Source organism: Streptomyces sp. NBC_01237 (assembly GCF_035917275.1).
Taxonomy (GTDB): Bacteria; Actinomycetota; Actinomycetes; order Streptomycetales; family Streptomycetaceae; genus Streptomyces.
The window spans coordinates 1,820,312-1,842,527 of sequence record NZ_CP108508.1 but is presented as its reverse complement, the minus strand read 5'-3'; the positions used below and the strand labels follow the sequence as shown (position 1 = coordinate 1,842,527).

Below are 22,216 nucleotides of genomic sequence, written 5' to 3'. Positions count from 1 at the left end.
GGAAAATTCCGCGTGAGCGTTTCCGTACTCATTCTTCCGGCCATTCGGGGGAGGCGCGCATCGGCGACGTGTCACCCGTGGGGGGTACCCCGGTGCCGTCCCCCGTGGCCCTCGGGTGTTCCGGGGGAGCGGGTGGCGAGGAGGCCGGGAAGGGGGCCGAAGTGGCGTACGCCACACTCCGCGGCACACAGGCGTATGAGCTGGACCACGTGTGACCACGCCGAACTCGCGTACGCTGACGGCTCACTCGCCCGTCGATGCCGGGCCTGGGGGACACCGAGAGCCGGTTCCCCGTTGGCCTGCCGAGCGCGAGGGACTCTCTGGGAGGTACGTAGATGTCCGGGACGACCACGGCCGGAGCCCGGCTGCGTGCAGCTGCCGACGGCGCCAACCGCTGGCTCGTTCTCGTCGTTCTCTGTCTCAGCCTGCTGCTGGTCGCGCTGGACGCGACCGTGCTGCATGTCGCGGTGCCCTCGGTCACCGAGGACCTGCGGCCCAGCGCCGTCGGTCTGCTGTGGATCGTGGACGCCTATCCGCTGGTCTGCGCGTCGCTGCTGATTCTCTTCGGCACCCTCGGTGACCGGATCGGCAGACGGCGGGTGCTGCTGTTCGGCTACGCGCTCTTCGGTGTCGCCTCGGCGATGGCCGCGCTGGCCGACACCCCGGCCGTACTGATCGCGGCGCGCGCCCTGCTCGGCGTCGGCGGCGCGATGATCATGCCGGCGACGCTGTCGATCCTGCGCCAGGTCTTCCCCGACCGCCGGGAGCGTGCCCTGGCCATCGGCGTCTGGAGCGCGGTCGCCGCCGTCGGGGCCGCCACCGGACCGGTCATCGGCGGCTTTCTCGTCGAGCACTTCTGGTGGGGCTCGGTCTTCCTGATCAACATCCCGCTGATGGCACTGATCCTGCCCATCGGCCGCTGGCTGCTGCCCGAGTCCCGCGGCAGCAGCGACGGCCCGTGGGACGTGCTGGGCGCGCTGATGGCCGCGGCGGGTGTGCTCGGTGTCGTCCTCGGCGTGAAGCGTGTCGGCGGTGGCGAGGGGCTCCTCGGCCCCGCCACCCTCGTCCCGCTCGTGGCCGGCGCCGCGCTGCTGGCCGTCTTCGTGCGCCGCCAGAAACGGCGTACGCATCCGCTCATAGACATCGGGATGTTCTCCAGGCCTGCCTTCAGCACGGCCGTCGGCTGCATCGTGCTCGCCATGCTGGCCCTGGTCGGCCTGGAACTGATAGCGGTCCAGTACCTCCAGCTGGTGCTGGATCTCAGCCCCATGGAGACCGGGCTGCGGCTGCTGCCGCTGACCTTCGCGGCGATGGCCGCGGGTGTCACCGGCTCCTACACCCTGCGGCGCGTCGGCCCCCGCCGGATGGTGGGCTGGGGCTTCGTCCTGACCGCCGCCGCGGTGCTGCTGCTGACCCTGATGGGACAGCACGACCGGCCCGCCCTGCTGACCGTCGGGTTCGTGCTGCTCGGCTTCGGGCTCCAGTCCACGCTGTTCGGGGCGTACGAATCGATGCTGAGCGAGGTGCCCGCGGACCGGGCGGGCGGCGCGGCGGCGATCGGTGAGACCTCCTACCAGCTGGGTGCGGGCATGGGGATCGCCCTGCTCGGCAGCGTCATGAACGCCGCCTACGCGCCCGGTCTGGCCACGGTGCACGAGAAGGGCGTGCCCAAGGAGGCGGGCTCGGCCGCCGCGCACTCGCTGGGCGAGGCGTATCAGGTGGCGGCGCAGCTGGGCGGCCCGATGGGCGCTCTGCTGCGGTCCACCGCCCGGCACGCCTTCATCGACGGGCTGCACCTCACGCTGTTCGTCAGCGCGGGCCTGCTGCTGCTCGGGGCGCTGGCCGCACTGCGGCTGCCGAGGGCCATGGAGTGTCCGCCCAAGGAGACCTGTCCGCCGTACGAGGCACGGGCCGCCAGGACTCCCGCCCCGCGTGTCCCGGACCGTTCCGAACGGCAGGTCCCGCTGCCCGCGCGGCGCGAGCCGGCCGAGGCCACCGGCTCTGGACGAGCGGCACACTGAGCCGTAACGTCAGCACGACGCCCTGACTATCACTGCTAGTTTTAGAGGGTCCCGGGCGTCCCGAGGGCCCTCCGAAACACCGTGCGAGCCGCCGGAGGCACCCTCATGTCCACCACCGAGTCCGCGAAGCCCTCGACGACACCGAAGCCGCCGAAGCTTCCGCCCTTCGACGCCACCGACCCTCTGGGCATCGACGATCTGCTCGACCCCGAGGATCTCGCGATCCGCGGCACCGTCCGCACCTGGGCCGCCGACCGCGTCCTGCCGCACATCGCCGAGTGGTACGAGAACGGTGAACTGCCCGGCATCCGCGAGCTGGCCCGCGAACTCGGCTCGCTGGGCGCGCTCGGCATGTCCCTGAAGGGCTACGGCTGCGCGGGCGCCACGGCCGTCCAGTACGGACTGGCCTGTCTGGAACTGGAGGCGGCGGACTCGGGCATCCGCTCCCTGGTCTCCGTACAGGGCTCCCTCGCCATGTACGCGATCCACCGCTTCGGCTCCGAGGAGCAGAAGCGGCAGTGGCTGCCCGGCATGGCGGCGGGCGAGATCATCGGCTGTTTCGGCCTGACCGAGCCGGACCACGGCTCCGACCCCGCCGGGATGCGGACGTACGCCAGGCGTGACGGCGGCGACTGGGTCCTCACCGGCCGCAAGATGTGGATCACCAACGGTTCGGTCGCCGGGGTCGCCGTCGTATGGGCGCAGACCGACGAGGACGACGGCGGCGGCGGAATCCGCGGCTTCGTCGTACCGACCGACAGCCCCGGCTTCACCGCGCCGGAGATCCGGCACAAGTGGTCCCTGCGCGCCTCGGTCACCAGCGAGCTGGTGATGGACGGCGTACGGCTGCCCGCCGATGCCGTGCTCCCCGGCGCTCTCGGGCTGCGCGGCCCGCTCAGCTGTCTCAGCCACGCCCGGTACGGCATCGTCTGGGGAGCCATGGGCGCGGCGCGCGCCAGTTTCGAGGCGGCCCTCGACTACGCGAGGACGCGGGAACAGTTCGGCAGGCCGATCGGCGGTTTCCAGCTCACCCAGGCCAAGCTCGCGGACATGGCCGTCGAACTGCACAAGGGCATTCTGCTCGCCCACCATCTGGGCCGCCGGCTGGACGCGGGCAGGCTCCGCCCGGAACAGGTCAGTTTCGGAAAGCTCAACAATGTGCGGGAGGCGATCGAGATCTGCCGTACCTCGCGCACGATTCTCGGTGCCAACGGGATCTCGCTGGAGTACCCGGTGATGCGGCACGCGACGAATCTGGAGTCGGTGCTCACGTACGAGGGCACCGTGGAGATGCACCAGCTGGTGCTGGGCAAGGCGCTCACCGGTCTGGACGCGTTCCGGTAAACGGGACGCCGCCGGACCACCTGCCCGGCGAGCGCCCTGCTCAGCTCTGGTTGAAGAAGCCGTCGGCCTTCCGGCCGGCGGCTTCGCCGTTGAGGACCTGGGTGTCGGCCGGGGTCAGCAGGAAGACCCGGGTGGCCACCCGGTCGATCGAGCCGCGCAGCCCGAAGATCAGCCCCGCGGCGAAGTCCACGACACGTTTGGCGTCGGCGGGGTCCATGGCGGTGAGGTTCACGATCACCGGGACGCCGTCCCGGAACAGCTCACCGATGGCCCGTGCGTCCCGGAAGCTGTCCGGGGTCACGGTGGCGATCCGGCGGTCCTGCTCCTCGGCCGTCTCGGCGGCCACCTGCACGCGCGGGTCGGTCACCCACGCCTGGCCACCCGTCCCGGTCTCCGCACCACCGGAGTACTCGTCGTCGTAGTACCGCTCGTCGTGGTTGTCCTCTACGAGGCCCAGCCAGGCACTTGCCTTGCGCACCGATCCCATGGACGCCTCCTCTCACCGCGGTTCCTTGGCGTTCCGCATCTCTCTCGTATCCCTATGGTCGTCCATGATGCGGATACCGCGCCAAGTGGATAGTCGGCGCGCAGGGGATTCGTGACGGTACTGGTGCAGAAGATGTGGCGGTTCGTCAAGGTTCCTCCTGCATAAGGGCGGTCGCGGAAGGAAAATATGATGCTCCGGTCCGTACGGGTGACATGGGGGACGTACGGGTGAACGGACCACTCGATACGATGCACGCCGCGCAGGTGCACGAGTGGCGCGTACCTGTCGAACGGCTCTCGGGGGATCGTCGTGTTCGGAATCGTCAGGCCCTGTACCCATCGGCTCACCGAGGGGCTCAGGACCGAGTGGATGGCGCATCTGTGCGGGCTCTGTCTCGCCCTGCGCGCGGACCACGGGCAATTCGCCCGGATCGTTACGAACTATGACGGCCTGATCGTCTCGGTCCTGACGGAGGCTCAGGCCGGGCGCACCCCCGCGGGGCGGCGTACCGCGGGGCCCTGTCCGCTGCGCTCCATGCGGACCGCCCCGGTCGCCCGGGGCGAGGGAGCCAGGCTCGCCGCTGCCGTCTCGCTCGTCCTGGCCTCGGCGAAGGTCCGCGACCACGTCGCCGACCGGGACGGGCTGTTGGCGCGCCGGCCGGTCGCCGCCGCCGCCCGCAGGGTCGCGGCGGGCTGGGACAGGGCCGGTGCCCGCACCGGCGCCGCGGTCGGCTTCGACACCTCCTCGCTGGTCGACGCGGTCGACCGGCAGACCCGGATCGAGGCGCTCGCCGGCCCCGGCACCCCGCTGCTGACGGTCACCGAACCCACCGAGACGGCCACCGCGGCGGCCTTCGCGCACACCGCCGTACTCGCGGGCGTACCGCGCAACGCCGCGCCGCTCGCCGAGGCGGGCCGGCTCTTCGGACGGCTCGCGCATCTGCTGGACGCCGTGGAGGACCGGGAAGCCGACGCGGCGTCAGGCGCCTGGAACCCGCTCACCGCGACCGGTACCCCGCTCTCCGAGGCCCGGCGGCTGTGCGACGACGCGCTGCACGGCGTACGGCTCGCGCTGCGCGACGCGGAGTTCACCGACAGCAGGCTCGCCCATGCGCTGCTCGTGCATGAACTGCGGCGCTCCGTGGACCGGGCGTTCGGCTCCTCCTCCTGCTCGCACCGGGGCGCGTTCGGGCCGCCGCCCGGCAATCCGTACGCGCCGACGCCCGGCGGTCCGGCCCTTCCGCCCCAGCCGCCGCCCGAGCCGCCGCGCGACCGGCGCGGGCTGATCACCGGGTGCCTGGTGTGGGCCGGGCTCGCCTGCACCTGCCAGATGTGCTGCGGGTCCTTCGAGGACCCCTGGTCCCGGCAGGAACGCGACGGGCTCTGCCGCCAGGCCGACTGCGGCGACTGCTGCGAGGCGTGCGACTGCTGCAGTTCCTGCGGCGACGGGTGCTGCTGCGACTGCGACTGCGGGTGCGACTGCTGAGGCGGGCCCCGGAGCCCCGCCGGGCCTCCGGGGCGGTCGCCTGACGGCAGGTCACTTCAGCTCGGGCGGCGAGATCCGCGACGAGGTGATCGCCGACTCGGCGGTGCCCCACTTCTTCAGGATGCGGTCGTACGTACCGTCGGCCCGCAGGCCGTTGACCGCGGCCCGGAAGGCGGGCGCCAACGGGGTTCCCTTCTTGAACGCGAAGCCGACGTCGAGCCGCTTGAACTCATTGAGGAAGCGCAGCCCCTCCTGCTGCGTCACCGCGTAGCGCAGTCCGTTGATGGTGGACATCACCACATCGCTGCGGCCCTGCTGGAGGGAGATCCAGATGGCCGCCTGGTCGCTGTACGTCTTCACGTCGTACGCCTTCTTGCCCGCGTCCGCGCACAGGTGCTTGTTCTCCTGGAGCGTCACCTCGAACGTGGTGCCCGCGCCGGTGCCCACGGTCAGGCCGCAGAGCTGGGTGAGGTCGGTCACCTTCTCCAGCTTGCTGTCGTCGCGGACCGCGAACCCCTGGCCGTCATTGATGTACGTGACGAAGTCGATCGTTCTGCGGCGCTCGTCGGTGACCCCGAAGTTCCCCGTGCCCAGGTCGTACTTCCCGCTGCCCAGCGCCGGGAGGATCGCCTCGAAGGACGCGATCTCGCGCTTCAGCCTCAGCCCGAGCGCCCTGGCCACGGCGTCCGCGAAGTCGATGTCCGCGCCCGCCGGTGTCCTGCCGTCCTCCAGGTAGAACGCCCCGGGCGGGGTGCCGACGCTGGAGGCGATCCTGAGCGTGCCCGAGGACCGGACGTCCGCGGGCAGCAGTTCCGCAGCGGCCTCGTCCTTCTTGACCGCCGACACCACGTCCGCCGTCGGGATCCTCCCCTTGCCGGCACCCGCCGCCACCGGTCCGCCGCCCGGCGCCGCCGCCGGGTCCCCCGATCCGCACGCGGTGAGCGCGAGCGCGGCGACGGTGATCAGGGCGAAGGCGGCGGTGTGCCGGGTTCGGGGCATGGCGGGGCTTCTCCGGGTTCGTCGGTGTTCGTCGTTCAGCAGGGTTCGCCGATGACGTCAGGGCGCGAGCGGGTACGCCGAGCGGACTCCGGTGCGAGGACGGCACGGAGCGCGGGGCGGGGAATCAGCGGTACGAGGGGAGGGCGAAGCGGTGTTGTGTACGTGAGGGCACGCGGGAAAGGGGCGCTCGAACGCGGACAGGGGCGTGAGCGGGTGAAGCCGGAAGCAGGGAGTCAGCTCAACAGGAAGAGGACCACACGCGACCGAAGTCGATGTGGGAGCGGGTGACCAGCCACTGCTGCGAATGCATGGCCCAAGTGGAACAGGCATCCGGTTGCGCGTCAACCGGCCTGAGACGTCGGGCTCACAGTGTGGACAGGCTTGACAACGGACCGCGCACAGCGCTTATCTCGGAGGCGGACCGGCGCTGAGGGGCCCGGTCCACGTTGTGTTTGGTGTGAAGGCACGCCCCGTGTTCGATCTCTGCATCCACGGAGCCTTCGCATGCCCGCGCAGACAGATGTCCTGCCTCCCCCGCTCCCCGCACCGCCCGTCAAGACCGACGGCGACGTGGTGCCACGCATCGTGCCGGTCCGCCGAACAGGCCAGTGGGCAGCGGCCGTTGCCGTCCTCCTGCTCCTCGCCCTGGCGCTGGTCTCCGTCATCCGCAACGACGCCTTCCAGTGGGACGTCGTCGGCGACTACCTCACCACCGCCTCCGTCCTGCGCGGACTCGGTCTCACCCTCTGGCTCACGGCGCTCGTCATGGTGCTCGGCTTCGCGCTCGGTACCCTCCTGGCCATCCTCAGGCTCTCCGGCAACCGCGTGCTCCAGGCGGTCAGCTGGGGATACGTCTGGCTGTTCAGATCCACCCCGATCCTTGTCCAGCTGCTGTTCTGGTTCAACATCGGCGCCCTGTACCCGCAGATCCTCGGTGTCAGCACGGTCAACCTCCTCGGGCCCGTCACCGTCGCCGTCGTCGGACTCACCCTGCACGAGGCCGCGTACGCCGCCGAAGTGGTGCGCGGCGGCATCCTCTCCGTCGAGCGCGGACAGCTGGAGGCGGCCCAGTCACTGGGCCTGGGCCCCTGGCGCCGGCTCCGCCGGATCGTGCTCCCGCAGGCCATGCGCTCCATCGTGCCGCCCGCCGGGAACATGCTGATCGGCACCCTCAAGGGCACCTCGATCGTCAGCATCATCGCGGTGCAGGACCTGCTCTACTCCGTCCAGCTCGTCTACCACCGCACCTATCAGGTCATCCCGCTGCTGCTCGTCGCCACCCTCTGGTACGTCGCCGTCACCTCGGTCCTCGGCATCGGACAGCACTACGTCGAACGGCACTACGCACGCGGCACGGCGGGCACCCGATGAGCACCGCATCCGCCGCCACGCCCAGCCTCGTCATCATCGGCGGCGGGCCGCGCGGCACCGGCGTCATCGAACGCATCGCCGCCAACGCCGCAGGTCTGTACCCCGGCGGGCGCCTCGACATCCATCTCGTCGACCCGCACCCGCCGGGCGGCGGCCGGATATGGCGGCAGGACCAGTCGCCGCTGCTCTGGATGAACTCCATGGCCGAGGACGTCACCATGTTCACCGACGACACGGTGCGGCAGGACGGCCCCGTACGGCCCGGACCCGCCCTGGACGCCTGGGCGGAGGACGTCCGCGCCGGGCGGATCACCGTCGACGCCGAACCCGCCGTGCTGGAGGAGATACGGCAGCTGTACGGCCAGGACTTCCCCAGCCGCCGGCTCCAGAGCGCCTACCTGCGCTGGGTGTACGAACAGGCGCTGGACGCACTCCCGCCCGGCATCACCGTGCGGGAGCACCGGACCCGCGCCCTGGGCGTCACCGGCCCGCGCGGCGGCCGGCAGCGCGTCCGGCTCCAGGGCCGCGCCGCCCCCCTGACCGCCGACCTCGTCGTCCTCACCGTCGGCCACCTCGACGCCGAACCCGACGCCGAGCAGCGGGAGCTGAGCGCGTTCGCCGGCCGGCACGGGCTCGTCCACCTGCAGCCCGACTTCACCGCCGACAGCGACCTGAGCGCCCTGCCCGCGGGCGAACCCGTCATCGTCCGCGGCTTCGGTCTCGCCTTCATCGACCTGATGGTGCTGCTCACCGAGGGGCGCGGCGGCCGGTACGAGAACGGCGTCTACCTGCCCTCGGGCCGGGAGCCCGTGCTGCACGTCGGCTCGCGGCGCGGTGTCCCCTACCACTCCAAGATCGGCTACGGCTGGACGGGTGAGCGGCCGCCGCTGCCGCGCTTCCTCGGCCCCGGCCTGGCCGGGGAGCTGCTGGGCCGGCCCGGACCGCTCGACTTCCGGCGCGATGTGTGGCCGCACGTCGAGAAGGAGCTCGGCCACGCCCACTACCACCGGCTGTTCACCGCCCACCCCGAGCGCACCACCGTCGGCCGCGACGTCTTCGAGGACAAGTACGCCGCCGCCGATCCGGGCAGCGCCGAACTGGCCGCCCTCGTCGCCGCCGCCGTGCCCGACCCCGCGGACCGGCTCGACCTGACAGCGCTCGACCACCCGCTGGACGGGGTGCGCCACCCCACGTACGAAGCGCTCCAGGGCAGTCTGCGCGACTACATCACCGCCGACCTGACACGCCGTCACGACCCGGGCCACAGCACCGACCTGGCGGTGTTCCTCGGGCTGCTCTCCGCCTACGGGCAGCTGATCACGTTGGGCGACATCGGCAACTGGTGGCACGGTTTCTTCAGCTACCTGGCCTCCGGCCCGCCCGGCCCCCGGCTGGAGCAGCTCCTCGCCCTCTCCCGGGCCGGGGTCGTCCGCTTCCTCGGCGCCTCGGTCACCGTCGAGGCCGACGAGGAAGCGGGAGTCTTCCGGGCCGGCAGCGCCACCGTCCCCGCCGAACGCGTCGAGGCGCGGGCACTGGTCGAGGCCCGGCTCCCGGACCCCTCGCTCCGCCACACCGCCAGCCCGCTGCTGCGCGGCCTGTACGAGGACGGCGCCGCCACCACCGACACGGGACTGCTCTCCGTCGACCCGGGCGACAGCCGGATCCTGGACCGCGACGGCCGCCCGCACCCGCGCCGCTTCGCGCTCGGCCCCTACACCACCGCGCGCAGCAGCGGTGCCTTCACCCGGCCCCGCACCGGCGGCCCGGCCTTCGGCCAGAACGACGCCACCGCGCGCACCGCGCTGACGTTCCTGCGCGACCTCTCCTGTCGCGGCCGCCTCAGCGCCTGACCGCGGCCCACCTCCCGTACATATGTCGTTTAAGGAACCCTCATGTCGCTCACCAGCGATCCACCCATCGACAAAGAGACCGTTCAGGACCCCGTCACCGACTACAGCGGCTTGACCGTCGTCCCGGTCCGCCACCCCTGGCGCTGGGTTGCCGTCGCCGCGACCGCAGTCCTGCTCGCCCAGTTCCTGCACGGACTGGTCACCAACCCCGGCTGGGAGTGGGACGTCTTCGCCCGGTTCTTCACCGCCGCGACCATCCTCAAGGCCGTCTGGGTCACCCTCCAGCTGACCTTCTACGGAACCGCTCTCGGCTTCGCGCTCGGCATCGTCCTCGCCTTCATGCGCCTGTCTGCCAGCCCCTTCCTCAGGGCGGTCGCCCACGCCTACATCTGGGCGTTCCGCTCGATCCCGCTGATCGTCCAGCTGCTGTTCTGGTTCAACCTCGCCTATCTCTACAAGGAGTTGCAGTTCGGCATCCCGTTCGGCCCCGGCTTCTTCACCTTCGACACGATGAACCTGGTCGGCGCGATGAGCGCGGCCGTGCTCGGGCTCGCGCTGCACCAGGCGGCGTACGCGGCGGAGATCGTGCGCGGCGGCGTACTGGCCGTGGACTCCGGGCAGCTGGAAGCCGCGGCGGCCCTCGGCATCCCGCGGCTGCGGCAGCTGCGGCGGATCGTGCTGCCGCAGGCGATGCGCTCCATCCTGCCGAACGCCGCCAACGAGATCATCTCCCTCTTCAAGGGCACCTCGATCGTCTCCGTCATGGCGATCGGCGAACTCTTCTACCAGGTCCAGGTCGTCTACGGCCGCAACGGCAGGGTCGTACCCCTGCTGATGGTCGCCACCGTCTGGTACATCCTCCTGACCACCGTGCTCTCCGTCCTCCAGTACTACGTCGAACGTCACTACGCCAAGGGGGCCGTGCGATGAGCGCACCCAGCGATGCCATGGTCGAGATCCGCTCCGTGCACAAGAGCTTCGGCTCGCTCCAGGTGCTGCGCGGCATCGATCTGTCCGTCCGTACCGGAGAGGTCACCGTCGTCCTGGGACCCTCCGGCTCCGGCAAGTCCACCCTGCTGCGCACCATCAACCACCTGGAGAAGGTCGACCAGGGCTGGATCAGCGTCGACGGCACCCTGGTCGGCTACCGCAGGGAGGGCGACAAGCTGTACGAGCTGCGCGAACGCGAGGTTCTGCGCCAGCGCACCCGGATCGGCTTCGTCTTCCAGAACTTCAACCTCTTCGGGCACCTCACCGTCCTGGAGAACATCATCGAGGCACCGGTCTCGGCCCTGCGCCGCCCCCGGAAGGACGCCGTCGCCGCGGCCGGGAAACTGCTCGCCCGGGTCGGGCTCGCCGACAAGGCGGGGGCGTACCCCAAGCAGCTCTCCGGCGGTCAGCAGCAGCGCGTCGCCATCGCCCGCGCGCTCGCCCTCGAACCGAAACTGCTGCTCTTCGACGAGCCGACCTCGGCGCTCGACCCCGAACTGGTCGGCGAGGTCCTCGACGTCATCAAGGACCTCGCCCACCAGGGCACCACGATGATCGTCGTCACGCACGAGATCGGCTTCGCCCGCGAGGTCGCCGACACCGTCGTCTTCATGGACGAGGGCCGCATCGTCGAGCAGGGCCCGCCCGCCGACGTACTCGACCGCCCCGTCCAGGAACGCACCCGCGCGTTCCTCTCCAAGGTTCTGTGATCCCCGCCCGTGTTCCCGTCAAGGAGTAGTCACGTGTCCGTCCACCGCGCCCTCGCCGTCGCCCTCGCCACCCTCACGGCCACCGGGCTGCTCACCGCCTGCGGCACCAGCGACGCCGCCACCGACGTGATCAGGCCCGAGGGGCAGAAGGACACCGGGGTCAACATCGGCCCGGACCAGAACCGGATCAGGGGCAAGGAGGTGGCCGCCATCGCCGACCGGGTACCGGAGGCCGTCCGCCGGAGAGGCACGCTCCGGATCGGGGCGAGCGCCGACGCCTCACCGCCCCTCGGCTTCTACGCGACCGACGACAGGACCCGCATCGGCTCCGAGATCGACCTCGCGACGCTGATCGCCGACACGCTCGGCCTGAAACCGCGGTTCGACGAGGTGTCCTGGGAGAACCTCTTCGTCGGCCTCGACAGCTCCAAGTTCGACGCCGTCCTGTCGAACGTCACCGTCACCGAGGAGCGCAAGGAGAAGTACGACTTCGCGACCTACCGGCTCGACAACATCGCCTTCGAGGCCAAGAAGGGATCCGGCTGGAAGGTGAAGGGGCCCGCCGATGCCGCGGGGAAGACGATCGCGGTGTCCTCCGGCACCAACCAGGAGAAGATCCTCGTCGACTGGAGCGAGCAGAACGTCAAGGCCGGGCGCGAGCCGGTGGAGATCAAGTACTTCCAGAAGGACACCGACTACTACCTCGCGCTCCAGTCCGGCCGGATCGACGCCTATCTCGGCCCGAGCCCCTCCGCCAACTACCACGTCGCCTCGGCCGGCCAGTCCGAGATCGTCGGCACCCTGTCGGGCGGCGGCGACGGGCTCCAGGGGAAGATCGCCGCCACCACCAAGAAGGACAGCGGACTGGTCGGGGCGTACGCCGCCGCGATCGACCACATCATCGGCAACGGTTCGTACGCCGAGGTGCTCAAGCGCTGGGGGCTGACCAGCGAGGCCATCGAGAAGGCCGAGATCAACCCGCCCGGCCTCCCCAAGACCGAGAACTGACCCGAGAGGTCCCGCATGTCCGCCAACAGGCCCCTCCACCTGGCCGCCGAGATCGGTGGCCCGCCCCACTACGACGCCGGGCACTACCTCGCCCTCGCCCGGCTCGCCGAACGCGGCGCCCTCGACTACGTCACCCTCGGCGACTCCTTCGCCCGCCCGGGACTCGACGCGCTCTCCGTACTGTCCCGCATCGCCCCCGACACCGACCGCGTCGGACTCGTACCGACCGTCACCACCACCCACACCGAGCCCTTCCACGTCTCGTCCGCCGTCGCCACCCTCGACTGGGTGAGCCGCGGACGGGCCGGCTGGAACGTGGAGGTGTCCACGACGGAGGCCGAGGCCCGGCTGTTCGGCAGACGCGGCGCCGCACCCGCCGACGCGCTGTGGCGGGAGGCGGGGGAGACGGCCGACGTGGCGGCCCGGCTCTGGGACAGCTGGGAGGACGACGCCGAGATCAGGGACGTCGCCACCGGGCGCTTCATCGACCGCGACAAACTGCACTACGTCGACTTCGCGGGCAGCACCTTCTCGGTCCGGGGGCCCGCCATCGTGCCGCGCCCGCCGCAGGGCCGCCCGGTCGTCGTCCTCGACGGCACCTCCGCCGCGGCCCGCGAGCCGGCCGCCCGCCACGCCGATGTCGTCCACGCACGGGCCACCACCCCCGAACAGGCCGCCGCGATCCGTGACGACGTACGCCGCCGGGCCGCCGCTCACGGCCGCGACCCCGACACCCTGCGGGTCCTCGTCGCGCTCACCGTCGATCTGGGGGACGCCGAAACGGCGCCGGAACCCGGTCTGGAGAGCGGCCCGCTCCTCGCCGGGCGGGGCTCCTACTTCCGGGGCGGCCCTGTCGACCTCGCCGAACTCATCACCCAGTGGCACCGGGCCGGGGCGGTGGACGGCTTCCACCTCACCCCCATCACCCCGGGACGCGACCTCGAAAGGATCGTCAACGGCACCGTGGCACTCCTCCAGCACCGCAGTCTCTTCCGTACCTTCCACCCGGGTGGCACCCTGCGCGAACACCTGGGTCTCGCCCGCCCCGCCGCCCGGTACGCCCTCGCCCGGACCGCCGGGGAGGAAGCGTGAGCGCACCGGCCCGGATGCATCTCGCCGCCTACTTCCCGGGCGTCAACAACACCACCGTGTGGGCCGATCCGCGCTCGGAGAGCCAGATCGACTTCTCCTCCTTCGAGCACCTGGCCAGAACGGCGGAGCGCGGCAGGTTCGACTTCTTCTTCCTCGCGGAGGGGCTGCGGCTGCGCGAGCACAACGGCCTCATCCACGACCTGGACGTGGTCGGCAGGCCCGAATCCCTGACCTTGCTGAACGCGCTGGCCGCCGTCACCGACCGCCTCGGGCTCGCCGCCACCGTCAACGCCACGTTCAACGAACCGTACGAACTGGCCCGCCGCCTCGCCACGCTCGACCACCTCAGCGAGGGCCGCGCCGCCTGGAACGTGGTGACCTCCTCCGACGCCTTCACCGGGGAGAACTTCCGTCGCGGCGGCTACCTCGACCGCGCCGACCGCTACACCCGGGCCGCGGAGTTCGTCGCCACGGCCCGGGAGCTCTGGGACTCCTGGACGCCGGACGGGCACTCCCGGCCGTTCGCGCACAGCGGCCGGCACTTCACCGTCTCCGGGGAGTTCACCGTCCCCCGCTCCCCGCAGGGCCACCCGGTCGTCATCCAGGCCGGGGACTCGGACGAGGGCAGGGAGTTCGCCGCCTCCGCCGCCGACATCATCTTCACCCGGCACGGCACGCCGGAGGCGGGCCGCGTCTTCTACGCCGACGTCAAGGCGAGGCTGGGGAAGTACGGCAGGCGGCCCGCGGACCTCAAGATCATGCCCGGGGTCACCTTCGTCCTCGGGGACACGGACGCCGAGGCCCAGGAGAACGCCTCGGAGATCCGCCGGCAGCAGGTCTCCCCGCAGAACGCCCTTCTCGCCCTGGAACAGGTCTGGGGCCGTGACCTCTCCGCGTACGACCCCGACGGGCCGCTGCCCGAGATCGACCCGGACCCGGACTCCGCCCTGGTCCAGGGGCGGGTCCGGCACGAGGACCCGTTCGTGGTGGCCGCCCGCTGGCGCGCGTTGTCCGAGGCCAAGGGACTGTCCATCCGGCAGACGGTCATCGAGACGACCGCGCGGCAGTCGTTCATCGGCTCCCCGCAGAGCGTCGCGGCGGAGCTGTCCGCGTTCGTCGCCGGTGGCGCGGCGGACGGCTTCATCCTCGTACCGCATCTGACCCCGGGCGGCCTCGACGACTTCGTCGACCGGGTCGTCCCGCTGCTCCAGGAACGCGGAGTCTTCCGCTCCGAATACACCGGGTCCACCCTGCGGTCGCACCTCGGCCTGGCGGAACCGGTATGGAAAGGTTGAACGCATGAGCACGGACGCACAGCACAACCCGCAGGAAGGCCAGGAGGACCGGGACGCCCGGCAGGACTGGCAGAGCTGGCACGAGGAGCGCGTCGTCGCGGTGGCGGCACCGTACGGTCCGCTCTCCCTGGCCGGTACCCACTGGCTCTCCGACTACCCGGAAGGGCGAATTCCGGCCGTCCCGGGGCACTGGCGCGAGGACGGCGACGAGCTGGTGCTCACCGCCACGCCGGCGGACGGCCTCACGGTCGACGGCAAGCCGCTGACCGGGGACATCAGGCTCGGACCGGACCGTGGACCGATCGACTCCTCCCGGCTGGAGCTCGGCGGACGGCGGCTGGTCGTGCTGCGGCGAGAGGGACTCTGGGCGGTCCGTGACTTCGACCCGGACTTTCCGGCCCGGCAGGCATTCCGGACCATCGAGGCGACGTACGACGCGCGCTGGACGCTGCCCGGTACCTTCCGCCCGTACGCCGCCGACCGCACCGTCCGGGTGGAGAACGCCGACGGGGTCGAGCGGGGTCTCGGACTGGCCGGTGAGATCGCCTTCGAGGTGGACGGCACCGCGCACACGCTCCAGGTCGCGGTCGAGCCCGACGGCTCGCTGTGGGCCGTATTCGCCGACGCCACCAGCGGAAACGGGAGTTACCGCTTCCGTTTCCTGCGGCCCGCCGCACCGGCCGAGGACGGCAGCGTGAACGTCGACTTCAACCGCGCGCTGCTGCCGCCCTGCGCCTTCGCCGACCACTTCATCTGCCCGTTCCCGCCGCCCGGCAACACCCTCACGACCGCCGTCGCGGCGGGGGAGCGGAACCGTATCGACGCCTGATCCGTCCTACCGGGACACGGGCGTCCCCTTCCCGCCCCGGCAGCCACCGAGCTGCCGGGGCCGACCCGTGTGCGACGCGCGCGCGGCCGAAAACGCGCCCTTGCGCGGCTGTTTGACGCCCCCTGATACTCCCGAGCAGCGCTTGTCAGGAGCACGGCGCCCGGAATGTCGGACGTGTTCCTCGACTGCGCCTCACGGGTCCGGCCACCCCACAGGCAGGGCCCCCGATTCCCCTCGGGAGGAACGAGAAGTGAGGATCAAGCGCACCACCCCCAAGGGCACCGCGAGACGCAGCAGGGCCACCGCCGTCTTCGCGGGCCTCGTCGCCGTCGCCGCCCTCGCCGTCCCCACCGCCACCGCCGACTCCACCGGTAGCGCCGACTCCACCGGCACCTACAGCGCCTCGCGGCTGACCGCGGCGGCCGACGCCGTCCTCGGCGCCGATGTCGCCGGCACCGCCTGGAACATCGACCCGAAGACCAACCGGCTCCTGGTCACCGTCGACAGCACGGTCTCCCAGGCGGAGATCAAGAAGATCAAGGAGTCCGCGGGAGCCGACGCGGGCGCCCTGCGGATCGAGCGCACGCCCGGTAAGTTCAGCAAGTTGATCTCCGGCGGCGACGCGATCTACGCCGACAGCTGGCGCTGCTCCCTCGGCTTCAACGTCCGCAGCGGCAGCACCTACTACTTCCTGACCGCCGGTCACTGCACCGACGGCGCGGGCACCTGGTGGGCGGATTCCTCGCACACCACCGTGCTCGGCACCACCACGGGATCCAGCTTCCCGACCAACGACTACGGCATCGTGCAGTACACCAACAGCTCCATCGTCAAGGACGGTACGGTCGGCAGCCAGGACATCACCAGCGCGGCCGACGCCACGGTCGGGATGTCCGTCACCCGCCGCGGTTCCACCACCGGCACCCACGGCGGAACGGTCACCGGTCTCAACGCCACCGTCAACTACGGCGGCGGGGACATCGTCTACGGCATGATCCGCACCAACGTGTGCGCCGAACCCGGCGACTCCGGCGGCCCGCTCTACTCCGGCACCAGGGCGATCGGTCTCACCTCCGGCGGCAGCGGCAACTGCAGCTCCGGCGGTACGACGTTCTTCCAGCCGGTCACCGAGGCACTCAGCGCGTACGGCGTCAGCGTCTACTGACCCCGGCCCGTTCCCGATGTACCACATGGCGAGCCCCTGTCCGGATTTTCCGGGCGGGGGCTCCCGCTCGACCCGCGGCTTTTGAGAGGATGTCAGGACGGTCGGGCGCAGACACGCAGGGGGTTCCAGGTCCGTGAATCGCATCGGAGTGACCGGTCACCGTTCCATCCCCGCGGAGGCCCAGGCGCATGTGCTGGCCGGGATGCGGGCGGCACTGCGTGGCCCGCAGGGTTCCATGGAAGCACTCTCCAGCCTGGCGGTCGGAGCGGACCAGCTCTTCGCTGGCCTCGCGCTCGCCTTCGGGGCGAAGCTGACGGCGGTGATCCCCAGCGGCGACTACGAGGCGTGCTTCGACGACGAAGCCGACCTGGCCCGCTACCGGATGCTCAAGTCCCGCGCGGCCCAGGAGGTCCGGCTGGACTTCGCGCACTCCACCGACGAGGCGTACTACGCGGCGGGTGCCTACATCGCCGACCACTGCGACCGGCTGCTCGCCGTCTGGGACGGCCGCCCGGCGAGGGGCCTGGGCGGTACGGGCGACATCGTGACGTACGCCCGTACCCTCGGCCGGCCGGTCACCATCATCTGGCGCGAGGGCGTGGAGCGCGCCTGACGTCGACGGCACCCGACCGATGGAGCGTCACATTCGGTGCCTGGCAAGCCAGTCGGTGTGCTCCGGTGAGACGATCCGCTCGGTCTCGAAGACCGCGACCGGCCACTGCCGTTCGGTCAGGGTGGTCTCCATCGCGGCCTGCATGGACTCCAGGTCCTTCTCGACCAGCGAGTGCGCGGAGATCAGCGGGTGGTGGCGGCGCATCTCGTTCCAGGCGAGACAGGCGGCCGCGGCCGCGGACAGCGTCCCGGTCAGGGCGAAGGACCGCGCCGCCCCGAACGTCTGGAGCACACCGAGCACCAGGGCGGGGGTGGTCAGCGCGGCTATGGTGCTCGACCAGAGGAGCGCTCCGTGCCGCGACACCTGCTGGCGCCTGCGGTACCAACGCCGTTGCTCGATCAGCCGGTCCCGTATGTACGTCTCCTTGCGCACGGTGAAGGCCTTGTTCCGTAACTCGCGCATCGACTCCGTGATGAGACCGCCGCCGGAGTCGTCCGGATCGTCGCGGGGATCGGCCCACCCCACCTTCCGCAGCTCCTGAAGTCCCTCTTCGAGCCGGTTGGCGAACACCGCCTCCGGGTGCGGGGCGGTGGTGTCGAAGGGGGAGCCGTGGACCGCGTACCGCCAGCAGATCGACTTGATGAACTCCGCCGCGGACCGGTTGAGCTGCCAGTGGGACTTCGCCTTGCGGCGGGAGGCGGCGAAGGTCGTGACCAGGACGCCGAAGTAGGCCAGCACACCTATGGCGTCGAGCAGTTGGAAGGAGCCGCCGATCCGGGTGTGCCAGGGGAGGGCGGCGGGCACGGTGCCCACGACGAGCAGGGCCAGTTGGCCTCGGGTGGTGTTGACCGCTTCGCGCTGGCGTGCGATGGCGATGGCGTCCGTGCGGTGGAAGAGCGCGGGAAGGTCCTCGTTCCTGAAGACCATGGACCGAAGGGGTCCGGGAAGCGCCGTCATGTTCACCCCCGTCTGCAGTTATGAGCATGCTCGATCGCGCCGCCGGTCAGGGCACGCCTCACAGGTCCACGCCCGGCCGGGGCCACGAGAGTAGGGGGGCCCACCGGGGACGGCAATGCCGCCCCTCGGCGCGGGGGGTTTTCCGGACGTGATTCGGCCACTCTCGTGCGTACCCGTGAAGAGTGGGAAAGTGACACAACTGTGCTGGCTGGTAGGGGAGTTGCCCGGGGGAGTGCCGGTGGCTCGCCTCTTGGTGGGGGCGGGGCGATCCAGACGGACCGGAGTGACGGGGACGGCGGCGTACCGCTGTCCGACATCCAGCGCAGGGTGCGCCGCAGCCCCCTGCTGTTCACCGCACCCCTGGTGCTGCTGTGTCTGCTGACCCTCGTACTGATCTGGGAGGCGGTCCGGGCCAATGTCACGGCCGAGGCGCGCACCGACTGGCCCTGGCGTCTGCAACTGCTCGACATGGAGGCGCTGGGCAGCCTGCTGGCCGTCGCCGCCGGCGCGGTCCTGGCCAGGGCCCAGTACGCCCGTACGGTGCGTCCGTACCTCGGCTGGCGGGGGGCCTGGACGAAGGGCCTGCTGAAGGGGGACCGGTCCGCGTGGCGCGTGGGCGTACTCAACGGCGGTCAGCACATCGCGGTCATCGAGAGCTGGGACTGCCGGCTGGTCCGCCGAGGTGAACCCGATGCCGCCGACGCGCCGTGGACCGATGTCTCCGACGTCCTGAGCGAACTGACGGCGTCCGGTCTGCTCGTCACCGAGGACTTCCAGCTCATCGCCTTCGGCCCGGGATTCCCCCTGGTGGGCACCGGAGGGTACGAATCGGTCCTGGTGGGCGCCTTCTCGCAGCGATTCGTCGAGCAGGTCGAGGCGCTGTACGTGCGCGTCAGGGTGACCGACGTGGTGGGGGACAGCCATGAACGGATCCTGGACTGCGTGCGCGGCGCGCGGGCGGGCCACAACGCTCCGGTCGACTGAGGGCGGCCGGGGTCCGTTCGCGGACGGGACCGGTGCGGGGGAGTGTTCGCGGGGCCAACGGGACGGTCGCGGAGGGACATTGCCGGGCGAGGTACCGGGAGGTGTGATTCCGGGACACCCGGCAATCCGGGAGTTGCGCGCCGCGGCGGTCCGTGCGTGGACCTCGTCCGGGTCCGCGCACGGCCCCGCCGGGCCGTGTTCCCCGTCACTCCTGTCCGACCCGCTCCCACCCCTGCCGCCTGCGGGTTCCCACCTCACCCGGCCGGTCCAGCGCGCACGATGTTCCGCCTGAGGATCCGGGGCGTCAATGGCAGGCCGGTCAGCGTGTGTGAGGGGCCGGATGGGAGTAAAGTCATGCCGCCGGACGCTGCAATTATGCAGATACCGGTGGCATTCAAATGTCCGGAAACAATCCATCAAGGACGGCCGTGAAGATCTACGAATCCTCCCCCGCCTTCGCCAATGCGAAGAGTCGTGCACCGCTCACCGAGATCGACGTCCGGGACGTCGACACCACCAGGAAGGTCAGCCGCGTATTCGGCGCGTCCACGGGCCGCAACACGCGTACTTCGAACTTCAGTTCGGCGCTCTGAACCGGACCGACAGGTGGCTAGACTGGGGGAATGACAGGACCCCTGGTCCCCTTTCGCGAAATCGTGCTCAAGGTGCACAGCCGGTGCGATCTCGCCTGTGACCATTGCTATGTCTACGAACATGCAGATCAGAGCTGGCGTACCCGCCCGAGAACAATCTCTGACGACGCTATTTCCTGGACCGCCCGACGCTTGGCCGAGCATGCGGCGACTCATGCGCTCTCTTCCCTTTCAGTGATCCTGCACGGTGGAGAACCGCTTCTGGCAGGACCGGCGCGGCTGCGCCGTGTCTGCGAGGAGCTCGGCTCAGCTATGCACGGCATCGCTGAGCTGGACCTGCGGATTCACACCAATGGCGTCCAGCTCAGCCCCCGATACCTCGACCTCTTCGACGAGTTCGGCGTCAAGGTCGGGATCTCGCTGGACGGGGACCGTACGGCGAACGACCGGCACCGCCGCTTCGCGAACGGACGCACCAGCCACCCGCAGGTCCTCAAGGCCGTCGAGCTGCTCCAGCAGGAGCGGTACCGCCATCTCAACCTCGGCCTGCTGTGCACCGTCGACATCCACAACGACCCCGTCGCGGTGTACGAGGCACTCGCGGAGCTCGAACCGCCGCTCGTCGACTTCCTCCTCCCGCACGCCACCTGGGACGACCCCCCGCCACGCCCGGACGGATCACCCACCGCCTACGCCGACTGGCTCCTCGCGATCTTCGACCGCTGGACGGAGCAGGGCAGGCCGGTGCCGGTGCGGATCTTCTCCTCGGTCCTGTCCAGCCTGAGCGGCGGCCCCAGCCTGACCGAGTCCCTCGGACTGGCCCCCACCGATCTGGTCGTCGTCGAGACCGACGGGCAACTGGAACAGGTCGACTCCCTCAAGAGCGCCTACGAGGGGGCCGCGGCCACCGGATTCGACGTGTTCACGAACTCCTTCGACGAGGTGGCCGCCCACCCCGGCGTCCGGGCGCGGCAGCTCGGTCTGGCGGGGGTCAGCGACACCTGCCGGAGCTGCCCCGTCGTACGGTCGTGCGGCGGCGGGCTCTACACCCACCGCTACCGCTCCGACAGCGCCTTCGACAACCCCTCGGTCTACTGCGCGGATCTGAAGGCGCTCGTGGAGGGCATCGAGGAGCGCACGGCGGCGGCCACCGGGTCGCCCGCGGTCTCCGAGCCGCAGGAACTCCTCGCGGCGCAGCAGGACCTGACGCGCACCCTGCTCGCGGTGCTCAACGAGGACCTCGGCGGGCGGGGCGGGGAGAGCTGGGACCGGGCGTGGGAACTGGCGGCGCGGGCCGAGGGGACGGCGGCGGGCGCCGCCGCACTGGACGGTGTGCTGGCCCATCCGTTCACCCGCGGCCGGCTGCTGGACGCGCTGGAGGGGGTGCGCGACGGGCGGCCCGACGCCGGGCGGGCCGCGGAGCGGCTGGCCTCGTCGGTGGCCGCCGCCGCCGTGCTCGCCGGACTCGACCTGACCGTCCCGGTGGACTACCGGGACGGCCGGCTCTTCCTGCCCACCCTGGGCGCCGTGCGCATCGGCGGGCCGGGGGACCGGGGTACGGCTCTGGTACGCGCCACCGGCGACGGGTTCGCGGTCCGCGGCGAAGGGCCCGGCGGCCACCCGGAGCTGCGGGTCCCGCGCGGTGCCGACGACAACACTCACTGGCAGCCGGTGCGCCGGGTGGAGGCGGCCGGGGTGCCCGCCTTCGTGCTCGACGATCTCGACCCGTACCGCGACTGCTTCGGCGCCCCCGTCGCACCGCGGCTCGGGCGGGCCGAGGCCGACGCCTGGGGCGCACGCCTCGCCGCCGCGTGGGCGCTGCTGGAGGAGGCCGTACCGGAGCAGGCGGCCGAGGCGGCGGCGACGCTGACCACGCTGACCCCGCTGGCCGCGGCCGGGGCCGCCGCGGGGCGGCACGGCTACGGGGCGCTCGGAATCGGCACGGCGAACGACGCCCGGGAACTGGCGCTCGCACTGCTGGGCGGATTCCGGCGGGCGAAACTGCGCGCGCTGGCCGAAGTCACGGATCTATACGCGTCGGACGGTTCCTGGGATCATTGGCTGCCCTGGCGGGAAGAGTCCGTTCCCTTCTCCCGATTGCTGGCGGAGACCTTCGAACGGGTGGGACTCGGCCTCTTCGCACCACAGTTCCTCCAGGGCGTACCAGAAGCACTCGACATGATCGAAAAAGCTGCCGAACCGACCGTCGACGGAAAGCGGCTGCTGGCCGTAGTCCGTAAAGAGATCAGCGGTACACACGGGACATCTGGGGGGAACAGTCGCAAGCCTGTTCTTGATCAGGAAAAACATGTGCCGAACTGGGAGACGGTTGACTGAAAAGCGGCGTTCAATGACCGAACGCCAGGGGGGTGGAGCATGGTCTGCTCCGGAATGATGAATTCGCTCGCATTCTTTCCCTACTC

The 22,216-nt window shown here is 71.0% G+C and carries 19 protein-coding genes; 16 read left to right on the top strand and 3 right to left on the bottom strand.

What is annotated here, in order from left to right; genetic code table 11:
* Positions 1-335: 335 nt before the first annotated feature.
* A complete protein-coding gene (locus OG251_RS08155; protein WP_326676525.1) occupies positions 336-2,021 on the top strand; it encodes an MFS transporter in 1,686 nt (561 codons plus the stop codon).
* A 105-nt stretch (positions 2,022-2,126) separates the two neighbouring features.
* Positions 2,127-3,365 (top strand): acyl-CoA dehydrogenase family protein, encoded by a 1,239-nt coding sequence (locus tag OG251_RS08150; RefSeq protein ID WP_326676524.1) that lies wholly within the window; start codon positions 2,127-2,129, stop codon positions 3,363-3,365.
* Positions 3,366-3,405: 40 nt separating this feature from the next.
* On the opposite strand, the gene OG251_RS08145 is transcribed toward OG251_RS08150, so the two are convergent.
* Positions 3,406-3,852 (bottom strand): cell division protein SepF, encoded by a 447-nt coding sequence (locus OG251_RS08145; protein ID WP_326676523.1) that lies wholly within the window; start codon positions 3,850-3,852, stop codon positions 3,406-3,408.
* A 309-nt stretch (positions 3,853-4,161) separates the two neighbouring features.
* Between OG251_RS08145 and OG251_RS08140 the strand changes: the two genes are divergently transcribed.
* Entirely contained in the window at positions 4,162-5,337 is a 1,176-nt protein-coding gene (locus OG251_RS08140) for a DUF5685 family protein (RefSeq protein WP_326676521.1), read from the top strand.
* Between the two features lie 51 nt (positions 5,338-5,388).
* Here the strand turns inward: OG251_RS08140 and OG251_RS08135 are convergent, their stop codons facing one another.
* Positions 5,389-6,336 carry an ABC transporter substrate-binding protein gene (locus tag OG251_RS08135; RefSeq protein WP_326676520.1) on the bottom strand — a complete coding sequence of 316 codons (948 nt, stop codon included), beginning with the start codon at positions 6,334-6,336 and terminating at the stop codon, positions 5,389-5,391.
* 504 nt (positions 6,337-6,840) lie between these two features.
* Between OG251_RS08135 and OG251_RS08130 the strand changes: the two genes are divergently transcribed.
* From OG251_RS08130 to OG251_RS08085, 10 genes are all read left to right on the top strand, one after another.
* Positions 6,841-7,707 (top strand): amino acid ABC transporter permease, encoded by an 867-nt coding sequence (locus OG251_RS08130; protein WP_326676519.1) that lies wholly within the window; start codon positions 6,841-6,843, stop codon positions 7,705-7,707.
* Positions 7,704-9,557 (top strand): FAD/NAD(P)-binding protein, encoded by a 1,854-nt coding sequence (locus OG251_RS08125; protein ID WP_326676518.1) that lies wholly within the window; start codon positions 7,704-7,706, stop codon positions 9,555-9,557. The genes OG251_RS08130 and OG251_RS08125 overlap by 4 nt, the downstream gene beginning before the upstream one ends.
* Before the next feature lie 42 nt (positions 9,558-9,599).
* Positions 9,600-10,487: an amino acid ABC transporter permease gene (locus tag OG251_RS08120; protein ID WP_326676517.1), complete on the top strand. Its 888-nt coding sequence runs from the start codon at positions 9,600-9,602 to the stop codon at positions 10,485-10,487.
* Positions 10,488-10,504: 17 nt separating this feature from the next.
* Complete coding sequence (locus tag OG251_RS08115) at positions 10,505-11,257, top strand: amino acid ABC transporter ATP-binding protein (protein WP_326681185.1); 753 nt, start codon at positions 10,505-10,507, stop codon at positions 11,255-11,257.
* Between the two features lie 33 nt (positions 11,258-11,290).
* Positions 11,291-12,265, top strand: coding sequence for an ABC transporter substrate-binding protein (locus tag OG251_RS08110; protein ID WP_326676516.1), 975 nt, complete (start codon positions 11,291-11,293; stop codon positions 12,263-12,265).
* Positions 12,266-12,280: 15 nt separating this feature from the next.
* A complete protein-coding gene (locus OG251_RS08105) occupies positions 12,281-13,357 on the top strand; it encodes an LLM class flavin-dependent oxidoreductase (protein ID WP_326676515.1) in 1,077 nt (358 codons plus the stop codon).
* 14 nt (positions 13,358-13,371) lie between these two features.
* A complete protein-coding gene (locus tag OG251_RS08100) occupies positions 13,372-14,652 on the top strand; it encodes an NtaA/DmoA family FMN-dependent monooxygenase (RefSeq protein WP_326681184.1) in 1,281 nt (426 codons plus the stop codon).
* Positions 14,653-14,656: 4 nt separating this feature from the next.
* Positions 14,657-15,481, top strand: a complete 825-nt coding sequence (locus tag OG251_RS08095; RefSeq protein WP_326676514.1) for a DUF1684 domain-containing protein — start codon at positions 14,657-14,659, stop codon at positions 15,479-15,481.
* Positions 15,482-15,731: 250 nt separating this feature from the next.
* Positions 15,732-16,646 carry a S1 family peptidase gene (locus tag OG251_RS08090; RefSeq protein WP_326676513.1) on the top strand — a complete coding sequence of 305 codons (915 nt, stop codon included), beginning with the start codon at positions 15,732-15,734 and terminating at the stop codon, positions 16,644-16,646.
* Positions 16,647-16,779: 133 nt separating this feature from the next.
* Entirely contained in the window at positions 16,780-17,259 is a 480-nt protein-coding gene (locus tag OG251_RS08085) for a hypothetical protein (RefSeq protein ID WP_326676512.1), read from the top strand.
* A 27-nt stretch (positions 17,260-17,286) separates the two neighbouring features.
* Here the strand turns inward: OG251_RS08085 and OG251_RS08080 are convergent, their stop codons facing one another.
* A complete protein-coding gene (locus tag OG251_RS08080) occupies positions 17,287-18,186 on the bottom strand; it encodes a DUF4231 domain-containing protein (RefSeq protein WP_326676511.1) in 900 nt (299 codons plus the stop codon).
* 357 nt (positions 18,187-18,543) lie between these two features.
* Between OG251_RS08080 and OG251_RS08075 the strand changes: the two genes are divergently transcribed.
* The 3 genes from OG251_RS08075 to fxsBH all read left to right on the top strand — a co-directional run bounded on the left by OG251_RS08075 (position 18,544) and on the right by fxsBH (position 22,130).
* Positions 18,544-19,200 (top strand): hypothetical protein, encoded by a 657-nt coding sequence (locus OG251_RS08075; RefSeq protein WP_326676510.1) that lies wholly within the window; start codon positions 18,544-18,546, stop codon positions 19,198-19,200.
* 428 nt (positions 19,201-19,628) lie between these two features.
* Positions 19,629-19,793, top strand: a complete 165-nt coding sequence (gene fxsA, locus OG251_RS08070; protein WP_326676509.1) for an FxSxx-COOH cyclophane-containing RiPP peptide — start codon at positions 19,629-19,631, stop codon at positions 19,791-19,793.
* Between the two features lie 30 nt (positions 19,794-19,823).
* Positions 19,824-22,130 carry a radical SAM/SPASM protein FxsBH, inactivated beta-hydroxylase extension form gene (gene fxsBH / locus OG251_RS08065; RefSeq protein ID WP_326676508.1) on the top strand — a complete coding sequence of 769 codons (2,307 nt, stop codon included), beginning with the start codon at positions 19,824-19,826 and terminating at the stop codon, positions 22,128-22,130.
* Positions 22,131-22,216 lie beyond the last annotated feature (86 nt).